The sequence below is a fragment of the Leptospira kobayashii genome (assembly GCF_003114835.2).
Classification (GTDB): Bacteria; Spirochaetota; Leptospiria; order Leptospirales; family Leptospiraceae; genus Leptospira_A; species Leptospira_A kobayashii.
Window position 1 is genome coordinate 1,126,459 of record NZ_AP025028.1, and the last position, 11,810, is coordinate 1,138,268.

The 11,810-nt window shown below is 40.6% G+C and carries 10 protein-coding genes; 3 read left to right on the plus strand and 7 right to left on the minus strand.

Features of this window, described 5'->3' with window-relative positions:
• Nucleotides 1-328: 328 nt before the first annotated feature.
• From DI077_RS04930 to DI077_RS04945, 4 genes are all read right to left on the minus strand, one after another.
• Nucleotides 329-1,294, minus strand: coding sequence for an MBL fold metallo-hydrolase (locus tag DI077_RS04930; protein WP_109018581.1), 966 nt, complete (start codon nucleotides 1,292-1,294; stop codon nucleotides 329-331).
• A 67-nt stretch (nucleotides 1,295-1,361) separates the two neighbouring features.
• Entirely contained in the window at nucleotides 1,362-2,000 is a 639-nt protein-coding gene (locus DI077_RS04935) for a Crp/Fnr family transcriptional regulator (protein WP_109018580.1), read from the minus strand.
• A 49-nt stretch (nucleotides 2,001-2,049) separates the two neighbouring features.
• Nucleotides 2,050-3,000, minus strand: coding sequence for a fumarylacetoacetate hydrolase family protein (locus tag DI077_RS04940; protein ID WP_109018579.1), 951 nt, complete (start codon nucleotides 2,998-3,000; stop codon nucleotides 2,050-2,052).
• A 255-nt stretch (nucleotides 3,001-3,255) separates the two neighbouring features.
• Nucleotides 3,256-3,660, minus strand: coding sequence for a DoxX family protein (locus DI077_RS04945; protein ID WP_109018578.1), 405 nt, complete (start codon nucleotides 3,658-3,660; stop codon nucleotides 3,256-3,258).
• A gap of 173 nt (nucleotides 3,661-3,833) precedes the next feature.
• Here DI077_RS04945 and DI077_RS04950 point away from each other — a divergent pair, with 173 nt between their 5' ends.
• The gene (locus tag DI077_RS04950) at nucleotides 3,834-5,153 is read left to right on the plus strand and encodes a hypothetical protein (protein ID WP_135354824.1); all 1,320 of its coding nucleotides are present in this window, start codon (nucleotides 3,834-3,836) and stop codon (nucleotides 5,151-5,153) included.
• 184 nt (nucleotides 5,154-5,337) lie between these two features.
• Here DI077_RS04950 and DI077_RS04955 read toward each other — a convergent pair whose 3' ends face one another.
• Genes DI077_RS04955 through DI077_RS04965 form a run of 3 tightly spaced genes read right to left on the minus strand, consistent with a single transcriptional unit; the run spans nucleotide 5,338 to nucleotide 10,216 of the window.
• Nucleotides 5,338-7,200, minus strand: coding sequence for an adenylate/guanylate cyclase domain-containing protein (locus tag DI077_RS04955; RefSeq protein ID WP_109018576.1), 1,863 nt, complete (start codon nucleotides 7,198-7,200; stop codon nucleotides 5,338-5,340).
• Nucleotides 7,197-9,170: a glycoside hydrolase family 5 protein gene (locus DI077_RS04960; protein WP_109018575.1), complete on the minus strand. Its 1,974-nt coding sequence runs from the start codon at nucleotides 9,168-9,170 to the stop codon at nucleotides 7,197-7,199. Before DI077_RS04960 ends, DI077_RS04955 begins: the two co-directional genes overlap by 4 nt.
• A complete protein-coding gene (locus DI077_RS04965) occupies nucleotides 9,167-10,216 on the minus strand; it encodes an O-antigen ligase family protein (protein WP_242935364.1) in 1,050 nt (349 codons plus the stop codon). Before DI077_RS04965 ends, DI077_RS04960 begins: the two co-directional genes overlap by 4 nt.
• Nucleotides 10,217-10,313: 97 nt before the next feature.
• Here DI077_RS04965 and DI077_RS04970 point away from each other — a divergent pair, with 97 nt between their 5' ends.
• Nucleotides 10,314-10,454 carry a hypothetical protein gene (locus DI077_RS04970; protein ID WP_242935365.1) on the plus strand — a complete coding sequence of 47 codons (141 nt, stop codon included), beginning with the start codon at nucleotides 10,314-10,316 and terminating at the stop codon, nucleotides 10,452-10,454.
• 62 nt (nucleotides 10,455-10,516) lie between these two features.
• Nucleotides 10,517-11,806: a glycosyltransferase gene (locus DI077_RS04975; protein ID WP_109018574.1), complete on the plus strand. Its 1,290-nt coding sequence runs from the start codon at nucleotides 10,517-10,519 to the stop codon at nucleotides 11,804-11,806.
• Nucleotides 11,807-11,810 lie beyond the last annotated feature (4 nt).

The window sequence follows — 11,810 nt, forward strand, 5'->3', positions numbered from 1 at the left end:
GGCTTTCTTTTATTGGGGCCGCCTCGGATTTGTTAGATGATGGAAGTTTGTTCGAATTGCCGACCGGGCTCTTCGCGACTTCGCCTATCGGCTTCGGTCCTTCGGACGGCAACGCCTCGCTTCGATCCCTGGCGCGGGCTTGAGAGAGAGTAGAGATGAGGGAAGGGATTTTTGGGAATACTCTCCCCGCCCTGATCGATGGGTGGGGAACTAGACCCGCCACCCAATGCGTTCCTTTTATCACATCACCTTGTCTTTGTAAAGCGATGTGGTTGTTTTGATGAATTTTCTTTAAAAAAGTTCGCCTTTTTGCCCTTTTCCTAGCTCTCTATTTGGAACCGATTCCAATCTTCTGTTCCCCGGCAAAGATTCCTGGCGGCAACTCGTGACCGGGAATGACTTTGACTTGTGGGTTGGCTGCGGCAAAATTTCGTAACTTTTCTAAACTGTTTTTCGCCTGTTTCCTGTTATCTTGCCATCCCGATTCCACCCCCAGTAGAAATCCCCGGTAAGTGTGGGATGCATCCCCAGTGAATAAATAAGTTCCTCGATCGGAAACCACCAAATAGGATAAATGCGAATTCGAATGCCCCGGCGTAGGGATCGCAAAGAAGGAACCGTCACCAAACACATCAATGACGCGACCCAAGATCGGCATCTCCATTCCTTGGGAAGAATCTATTTCCTTGAGTTGTTTTAACGTGTCCAAATGCCCTCCGTAATAGATTGGCCAGTAATTGATATATTCTTCTTTTGCACCCGCATAAAAATCGGTTCCTTTCGGAAGTCCCGGTACTCCTGCAGTGTGATCTCCATGTAGGTGAGTAAAATAGACTGCTTTAAGTAGTTTTCCTTTTCGATTCAAATGAGATGTTATATCCTGGCCCGGACTTTGTTTTGTATCACTGATATAATAACTCGAAATCAATCCTTTCAGATTTCCTCCTTTTTGGAAGGAAGAATCAAGACCACTGTCGATTAGGAAACAACCTTGCAATTTGTGACAAAACCAAAAAGAATATACATCGACAAAGATTCGTTTATCCTTTTCTCCTTTGAGCTTGGGATCATCCAGATTGATCATACCGGATAACGGAACTTCTACGGAACCCGTATGGAAAATAGTAAAATCAGTAATGGATTGATTTTTTTGAAGTATAGTTTGCCAATTCTGAGATTGCTTTTGTTCGGGAGGATGAAAGGTTTCCCGATCCGGATTTCCGACCGAAATACAAAACTGGATCAAACTTGTAGCGAGAAAGAATACGATGGGCAGATATCTTTTTATTTTCATGATTCGGTTATAATCTGAAATTCATGATAGTGCAAGGACTGAAGTTACAGTAAGTATGTGACCAAAGTCACAATAAGCGGATTCCTTTTTCATCCGTAATAATTATACCGTTTTCCTTGAGTTTTCGCAAAGCACGTGTTACTACTTCCCGTGCCGTTCCGATTTCGTCCGCAAGTTGTTGCTGTGAAATACGAACGGGTTCTCCGTTTTTTCTATGACTGTTCAAATAATGAAGGATTCTTTCTTCTACTGTGGAGAAGGCAAATGCAATCCATTCGCCTACCAGCTTTTCCAAATGTCTCCCCAATTCGGATATTACTACCGAAGCCGCATTGATATCTTTACGTAGTGCTTCTTCCAAACTTTCTTTGGGAATCACCCAAAGTCGGGTAACTCCTTCCGCTTCCGCATAAAGGGTGTTTGATTCAGAAGCTAAACTCACGGCTCCCGCCAATTCTCCTTTTTCCAATCGACAGATGGTCAGTCTTTTTCCATCTGTGTGCTCATAATAAAGCCGTAATTTTCCGGAAAGGATAAGTGCAATTCGTATCGGGTCTCCCGGTCTATTGACAAGTGCATTGTCACCGTATTCTGCAAGCACGCCCCTACCGAATAAAATTTCACAAAAGCTCGCCGGTAAATTTCGGAGTGAGCCTATGGATAATGCTGTTTCAACTTCGTTAGGTAAACGTTTTATTACATCCACTGCTTACTTATCCGCTTACGCTTTATAAAAAGCAACGGCTATTTGTGTTTCATCTTTCTTCCGTGACTTTTAGCTCCTGTTCTCCCAGATCGATCCTGCGATCCGCGGTGCGAATGGAAGAACGAATGACATCGTTCGGTTTTAAGTATTCCATTCTTTTAGCTTGTCCTTTGATAAACAATTCCCACTTTTTCGATTCGGAAAGTAAGGCTCCTATCTTTTGCATAAACTTGCCCGGAGCGCGCAGAGCACAGCCGGAAGGAGTTCCGGTAAGTAAAACATCTCCAACGGAGATATCGCAGAAAGTGGATAATTCCAATATGGTTTCCTGAGGTTTATAAACTAAGTTAGCCGCTTTGTCCTGTTGGCGAACCGTATCATTGACAAGCAGGGTCAGCTCCAAAGATTCCAATAATTCAAAATCCCCCGGCTCGAGAACAGAAAGTACGGGACCCGTCGGACAAAAAGTTCGGTAGGATTTTCCTTTGTACCATTGCATTTGAGGAAGTTGAATGTCTCTTGCAGAGATATCGTTTGCCATAAAAAAAGCGGCAATGTAACCGGAAACATCCGTTTTGTTCGGATCCAATGGCCTAGAAATAGGTTTTCCAAAAACTAACCCCAGTTCAATTTCATAATCCAAAAGTTTTACATGGCTTGGACGAACCACTGCTCCCGTTGGAGGACCTAGAGATGCATCGGATTTTGTAAAAAACATATTGTATCTTTTATGATCCGGGTTTAAACCTGATTCGATCAAATGTTGTCTGTAATTCGCTCCTTGGCAAATGATTTGGCAGGGGGCAGTGATCGGAGAAAGTATGGAAACTTCTTTCAATGAAAGGATTTTATCCGTTCGTTCTTTTTTTTGGTTCTTTAAAAATTCTAAAAAATCTTTGGTGTCTAAATCTCCCGCTTTCAATGGAAATATATTTCCTTGATCCGCTCTACCCCAATCGATAGTTTTCCCTTTTGAAAATCGTATATAATTTTTTGCCATTTATGGTTCCCCGCCCGATTCAGGGTGGGGAACTAGACCCGCCACCCAATGCATTCTCTCTATCATCACGGCATTTTTTTGTAAAGTGAAGGAGTGATTTTTAGCAAATTTATTCAAATAAGTTCGTGTTTTTGCCCGTTCGCATTATTTTAATGCGAACGAAAGAATCCGAATAGAAAAGTTAGATATCTATCCGGAAAATAATTTATCAAAAGACATTGATGTGAAAAATCACCTTATTCGTATTTGGCGATTCTATTTTCTCCAAGGAATGAAAGAGCGTAGTTGCGGGGTTCTTAGATATAAACCCAGCCAAATGAAAATGCCTACATAGACGGGAAAGAGTATATGAGATCCCAGTGGATTGAGTATCCGAACGTGGGAAGCAACCGCACCTCCCAGGTAGCCGGTAAGTAAAATAGCTCCAAGGACTGAAGTTTTGGGAATGGCATACAAGGCCGTGCAGATAAGTAAAGTGGTGCCAATATATGGCATGATCTCAATCGGGTAGTCGAGTTTTGCTGCCGCTTCCAATGCTTCCTTAGGCATACTCTCCAGAAAGAATTTCCCTATACCGTCAAAAAGCAGAAAGGCAATTGCAAGACCGCTTAATACCCTACCGGACCATAATTGTCCTTTTGATACAGTTTGAGATTCCATAATAAGTTCCTCCGATTTTAAATTAGAATTTAATCAGTCATTTTTTCCATTTGATGAATCGGTTACAACCATTATTAGCAATCCCGCATGCACTTGGTTGGACAAATTATCCTGCTGTATTTCAATAAATTTGATTTCTTTTTTACTATTTTCCGTTAAACTTCCTTCTTAACATGAAGACCAAATTGATTTCGATCTCTATTCTCTTTTTTTATCTATTCGCTTTCTATTCTTGTGCAAGTACAGGAAACGATACTTCCTTAGCAAATGAGGATTCTGATTCTAGTAGTTGTTATGCGAAAGGCGAATCTATCGTTTTTGCTAAAAAAATAGATAAGGCGAAAACGGAAGCTCTTCATTCGGCATTTAAAGATTGTGTGCAACGGGCTTTGGGAACTTATATCAGTTCATCTTCCAGTTCAGAGGAGGGGGAGCTTGTTTCTCAGAAAGTGATAGCTGAGTCGGGTGGTTACATTTCGAATTATAAAATTCTAAAAGAAGAACAAATCGGATCTTTTTATAAATTGGAAATTTCTGCAAAAGTAGCTGCTGACAAAATTAAAAATGCATTCACTGATCGGATCAATGCCATTGTAGATAAGAATCCAATCGGTCCTTGCGGTTTGGGAATTTATATGAATAGAAATTCCGAATACGATTCGGGTGTTCTCAATTGCACTGTAAACGATATCTCGATCGATCCGGGGACGATTGAAATCAAACTTCCTCATGGAAATTGGACTGCTTCGCCTGCGATTGTTTACGGAATCAGCAAAATCATTCAAGTCGATTGGAAGGCAAACGCTGTCTCGGAAAACTCCGAAACCATTTCCGATCTGATTCTTGGTAAAAAAATATCATTCCGTTATATATCACCTAACACAAATAAAACTGTAATTTATGAAACATATGTGAACACTATGAACGGTTGGTCTTTCGAATATCCGGGTGTTCTGAATAAAAGCACGCGACCTGTGGTGAGAACAGATCCCACATCTTCTCAGTTCAACACTGTGAACGGATATTTTAAAGATACTTTAGAGTTCGGGAAAAAGAAGTCTGCTTTTTGTTCGGCGAACTTGGATGCAAATGATGACGGAGAGTCGAAAGAATATTCAGTCAATTTGGTTTGTAATTTGCCGGAGACCTATAAAAAATCGCTCGTTCTTTCTTTGCCCGGATTTTCTTCCGTGAATGCAAGAGAAGGAGGTGATAAAACATGGCTTTATTTCGATGCACCTGATAATTTCAGTATCATTTGCAGACAAAACTTTTCAGAGAAAAATTGCCTTCGTGTTTTTCTGGAAATTTTGAAATCGTCTAAATTAAGTTTCAAATCGAACCAAGGCGAGGGCCTTATGATTTTTGAAACTGTAAATTGTAACGTTGCTTCTCCGAAATACAACCTAACTGAAAATTATGTGAAGTTGCTTGCCCCGGAAAGAAAGGAGAATCGGGTTCAATCCTGCGTGCAAGCCGCGAGTAAGATTTAAAAGTATAAATACAATCGGTTTTTCGTTGTAGATGGATCTCCCCGCCCTGATTGGGTGGGGTGAACCACCCGCCACCCAATGACTTCCCTTTAACATGAATTTAACGGGCGTGCAAGCCATTCCTTGCATGGGTTGAATTTTTTACAAAAAAGTTCGCCTTTTTGCCATTAGGCTTCCGTTCTGTTTAAGGTTTCCAAATATAAATGGAATCCGTTCTATCAGCCCAGGATAAAGGAAAATCGATTTTTTTTAATTTGATTCCATTCTCTAAAAAATACTTTCTTACTTCCTGGTCTCGGAAAACGGATTCGCTGATGGATATTTCCCCGGAATCTGTATGAGATTGCATCTTTGCCGCATAATTGATTGTGTTCCCGAAATAATCGATATTACTATTCAGATTTACCGCCAAACAGCTGCCATAGTGCATGGAAATTCGAATTCGGACGGGGGTATGTTTATTTTCCGTATGAAACCATTCCTGCAATTCCTTGGAGGCTCGAATGGCATAAACCGGAGCGGGAAATGATGCCATCACTGCGTCTCCTATGGTCTTCACGACAACCCCTTTTTCCCTTTTCATGATCTGATAAGTTTTAACGAAATGTTCTCTGACTTGCAAAAAAGCGCCGTGGTCGCCTTCGGTTTCATAAAACCTGGTAGAGCCGACGATATCGGTAAATAAGATCGTTTGCAGCCCAATATCTAACTGCAGATTGGTGGCGATCGCTTCTTCTGAAAATAAATCTCTGAATTCGGGAAAATTAAATAATTCCGAAGGGCGGAGACTGGTTTGGTCTTCTTTTCTTTCTTCTAAAACGATCGTGACAGGTTTTGTTTCTTCATTTTGAAATACTAGAGTCGGTTTTGTATGAACATACATTTCCTGCGCGACTTCCTTATCCAGCCAGATGATATCTTTGGATTCGAACTTATCGTCCACATCAACCAGATGGTAACGGGAGTCTCCTTGTTTTCTCAAACGAAATACTCCCGGTTGAATCAACAGTTCCGTTGAAAAAGCTTTTCCCGGAGGAATCAGCTTGGAAAGAAGCACGTGCTGTTTTCGATTCGGCTCCGCTGCACAATAGATTTGTTTTTCAATTTTACGAACGGACGGATGAATATGAAATGTAACTTCAATCGAATTTTTTCCCGTGGTTTCGAATTCCACATCGCAGACTTCACACTCATCTTTTGCGGGCATGTCACCTAGCTTTTGTAAGGAGGTTCTGACTCCCCTGCAGTGAGGACATACGATGTCCCAGCTCAAGGTGAAAATTCCCAATCTGCTTCCGTATAAAAATAACAATAATAGATCGTCAAAATCATGTTTTAAAAGCCTGGTAAGATATTTGATCCGGATTCGATCCAAATCGTTGTCGCTTGCGTTTCTGATCCAATGGAATACGGAATCAATTACTTCTTCTTTCACTCCGCTTTTGATCAGATCCGGTTTTACCAAATCCAGTTTTTCTTCATTATTCCATTCTGGGTCGGCTACGAAACCTTTCAGGCTTGCAACATTTCCGCCTATTTGAAGTGAGGTTGTGTTTCTTTGGATTTCTTTTTGGATTTCCGCAAAAGTAGTAAAATAATCCTCTTCCAGTTTTGGCATTGCATAAATTAATATTTTTTTCATTAGAAAATTACGGGGAATCCAACCGAAATAAACGTATAATTTGGATCTTGATTCTCCGTAAGGTTCCAGAATGTATTTCGTACGAACATAATGTCCGAAACCCTTTGAATAAATACGGGCATTATTCATTTCTTTCAGATATTCCCATTCCCAAGGAACTTCTTCCCATTCCATTTTAAACCCGGCTTGTTTTGCGGATCCGAATAGTTTGCCATCCTTCTCTATATAATTCATCTTGGGCATCCCCATTCTTTGGTTGAATGAGGAAGTGTCTATGATATAAGGCCAAATTTCTTCCCGGGTGACTTTAAGTTCTATCTCCCAAAAAAAATCCAAAGGTTTTCCCAGCTTAGTGTATTTTTCTTCCCAAGGAAATTTTGCGAGTATGTAATTTAAGTCTATCATAATGTTTGAATGGAAACGAAAGCTCTTCCGTCCCCCTCCGCTTGAATTAAGAGTTTGTCGGTAATATCCGCAATCGGTTTGCAATTTACATACTCCACCTTAACTCCGTTAGGGTAAACGAATCGGGGAAGAACGATTTCCGTGGGAGCCTGGATTTTTGTATCTGCAATCCATTCCAAAATGAATTTTTTCGAAGATAGTTGGTAGTTCATTTTTTCAGGAATTCCTTGGATGAATCGGGCAAACGGCCTAACGAATCCTTCCAAGGCCCTTCCTCCTCCGCCATATAGATCCACTTCCGCACCGAGAATTTTCTGATCTTCGGAATAGATACTCAAATCTTCCTGATTCCATCCGTCTCCAATCATAAGATCGTTCTTATTAGACGCCGTGTAATTCCAAAGAGTGTTCGAAAGAAATAAATCGTCCATCGCGTTGTACATGCAATTGAGCGCGCGTACATGGTTTTTCCAGATTTTGGGACTTTGATTTCCTTTTTTCCATTCTTTGTAGGCTTTCCCTGCTTTTAGATCGAATGGAATTCCGAATTCTCCGATGAGAGTCGGTACTTTTCCCGGTACATTGAGACTTCCGGATTTAACGCGCGCTAATTGATTTACGTAGGACTTGCGAATTCCGTTTTCTCCGAATACCGGAATTTTTCGAATCGGGTCGAGTGCGATCGGGTATAAAAATTGTTTAAAAATCAAAACTGTATAGTCATACCAATGAGTCGCATTGACACTATTTGGCGGAAGTTTTCCGTCAAAATTAGGTTTGAATACTCCGTCAGTGGCTTCTCTTTCCGCAAATATCATCCAGTCCTTACGGACGGAATGTACAGCTTCCCCCACTTTTCGAATGAAGGGAATCATGTAGTCGCGGTCGAATTCCACCGGCTTGCCGTTTACCACTTGGAAATAATCGTTTTTTTCGATGAACGGGGTGCCGTCTTTCGTTAAAGTCCATGCTCCTTCCAGCTGAAACGGATCTCCGGGTACATGATAGAACCAAATCGATGTTTGTTTTTCATTCACTACTTGTGTTTTTTTGGGAACGAATCCTCCTTTGATAACGCTGAGTCCCAAATAAGGTAATTCAATCGTGAAACCTTGCGCTGAGTACAGCGCATCAATTGCAGACCAGGCAAGCCCGGGTTTCGCGGGATCATCTTCGTGATTCGCTATACCCCGATCATTCATCGCCTTTCCGATAAAACCTTTGCCAGGTTCGTTCAGAGAATCAAACCCGAGAACATGCGGGAAATCTTTCACTCTTTCCGCCACTGCCAACATGCATCCCAGATAATGATCCTGCATATAATGCTGAACGTTTTTTCCATCGATAAAAAAGTTCGGAGCAAAGTCTTTTCCTCCGAAAAACAAAGTCCATAGAATCGCATTTCCCGCATATTTATAGTTTTGCGACCAGCACATAGTGGGATAATTGTCTTCTTGTCTTGTTCCTGGTTTTGTATAATCGTATTTTAATTGCATGACTATGCTTGCATCGGCATCCGATAGTTTGGTATAATCGATCCCGATTTTTTCAAAAAGCCATCCGGGGGCACCGTCTCCTCCCGTCATCCGACTCCATACGTCTTGGTGAAAGTCTATAAAAACATAGAATCCGTATTCACCAGCTTGTCGTGTAATTTCTGTTAGGTAGTCAAGATATTCGCTATCATATTCGTTCGGACCTTTGTGCTCAATGGCTTCCCAAGTAGTGAGTAACCTCAAACAATTAAATCCCCATTTTTGAAGCCTTGTGAAATGTTCTTTCGCTTCCGTCAAAGGAAAGGGTCTTCCTACGAAGCTGACGTCCCTATGGTCCGAAAAATCAGTGGGAATATGGGTACCACCGCTTGGATAAGGAACTTTTGTATCTCCCCCGAGGTTTACCCCTCTCAGGATCACTTTTCTTCCCGACTCATCTTCAAACCACTCACCTGACGGATGTAATCTTTTCATACAATCAAATCTTCCTTATCCATTAGTATATGATAATATCCCAGAAAATAAAAAAATACGATCAAAACTTCATCGTCTTGAAAATAACATTGTAGGAGCCCTGAAAAAAAGAAGCCGCTCAAACCGATGGTCCAATACATTGCCTGTTTCGAAAAGCGATTGTCCGCAAAGCCGTAAACAATAAAACAGCCGAGCATGATGTACAAAAATGCCTGCGGTAGTCCAAAAACAGAACTTAGGTGGAAGTAATCGTTATGCGCATGACCTCTTTGGGTCACTTCGTAGAAAAAGGAAAGTTCTTTGTGTTCTATGGATTTTTCCTTTCTGGCAATCTCAATTTTTTCCGGATAGGAACCCGATCCGACTCCGAATATAGGATTGTTTTCTATCAACGGAAAACTGGAGTCCCAGATAAAGGTTCTGCCTGAATCGGTATGTTTTTCGGAACCAAACAAAGGTTTTATGATTTTTCGGACCGCTCCCGATTGCAAATAAGCTGTACCGAGAACTAGGATCAGGAGAAGTCCCGTCCCGAAAGCAATACCGATTATTTTTTTTGAAATTTCATTCTTTTTGAAAATTAGGATATATAGTCCGAGAGTTATGCTTACAAACGAGCCTAACATCGCCGATCTCGCATTATTAAATAGAAAAACAAACAATAATGCAAAAAAACAGAAAGTGTATAATAATCTCAGATGCAATTTTTCTTTGTTTTTCCAAACTTCATAAACCTGAAAAAAATAGAATGGAAAAATAAAGGAAATCAATCCTCCGAATGTTAAGTGGGTATTCATCAGTCCGATAGGAAGATAAACATTGATCCCCGCCAAACTTCCGTAATGGTGTTGGTAAGGCCAGGAAGCGGACGTTTTGAACAAATCGGAAATCAAACGGGACAGTCTTGTTTCCGAAAAAACGGATAAGGCGCCGGTGACAAGAATCACATAGGAAAAAATACGTATGACTTTCTCTAATTTCGGTTGATCTTCTTTTTTGATTCCCTGGATGCAAAAGAAAGCCGAAACCAAAAAGATATCTTTCATCTCCGCTTTGAATGCTCGGGAAAGGACTGAAAGATTCCATCCGCTTTCAAAAAAATGAAATATTAATGTAACAAATTGCCATGAGTAAAAACAAACAATGATTAAGACAAGTGGGGATCTGAAATTCGGTTTTTCGGGTAAGAACAAAAATAAGCAGAAAGAAATGACTAAAAAAAGCTGGCTCAAAGAAACGGAAATTGCACAGGAAATGATAGACAGAGATAGAAAGAGAAGATAGATTCGGTATAGCATTGCTGTATCGAAAGTATATACTTTCGTCATTTTGTAAAGAGGTTCCGATTGAAAGTTCTATATTTTTCCGACACATTTTTACCAAAAACGGATGGCGTGGCTGTCTCGATAAAGAATTTTTCGGAACTTTTGTCCCTACGAGGCCACGAATTCACCATCTGCGCTCCTCGTTACGGAGAAGGAGATTTTGAAAGAATGGGGGACAATATCCAGGTGATTCGGTTTCGTTCCGGATATTTGCCAAGTTACCCTGACATCAAGGTAGTTCTACCTTCTCCCGGCAAAATCAAAAGAATCATAGAGGAATTTCAACCGGATATCATTCACATACATACTCCGGGGTTACTGGGAGTTTATGCCATCAATGCGGCGGAACGATTCGGGATACCGACTGTCGGAACTTATCATACGCTTATGGCGGAACAGGAAATGTATGTTTCCTTTTACCGGCTGTTCAAACTGGACAAACTTTTTTTCAAAATCAATAAATTCAAAAAGAAACTGAACATAGATGATTTGGATAAATTTGTAAAATTCGATAATTTCAATCTCAGAAAAAAAATCATTCTTAAAATATGCAATGATTTATATAACAGATGTGATGTGGTTGTTTCGCCGAGTCATTTGATCAAAAAACAATTGGTGGAATACGGAATCACTCGTCCGGTAACGGTTGTTTCCAACGGAATGGATTTAAAACGATTTACGGGGAAGGTAAAGTCTTTGGACAATTCTGCTCCGAAACTTTTACATGTGGGAAGAATTTCGTATGAGAAAAATTGCGACGTCATTTTAAATGCATTTAAATTGATTCATGATGTTTTCCCGAAAGCTACTTTGACGATCATAGGCGAAGGTCCCGCCATTCCTTCTTTGCAAAGACAAGCGGAACATTTGGAATTAAAGGACTCTATTATTTTCAAAGGATTTGTTCCCAATGCGGAATTGCATAATGTATATCCTCAGTATGATTTATTTCTTACTGCTTCGACTATGGAAACACAAGGACTTGTCGTACTTGAATCCATTGCTTGCGGATTGCCCGCCGTCGGTGTGGATTCTTTCGCTTTACCGGAACTGATTCAAGAAGGAAGAAACGGATATATTGCTCCTCCTTTCGATGTAAAAAAATTGGCGGAACTTTCCATTCGGCTTTTGAATGATCCTGAGAAGTACAAAGAGTTTTCTAAAAATTCTATTGAGATAGCTTCCGGCCATGAAATGAGCAAATGCGTTGATGCAATGGAAGAAATGTATCGTAAGTTGATCGAAGCTACAAAAGGAAAAGCAAAGAAAGGAACGTTACTGGATATTTTCTTTGATTTTGTAAATCACTAGAACT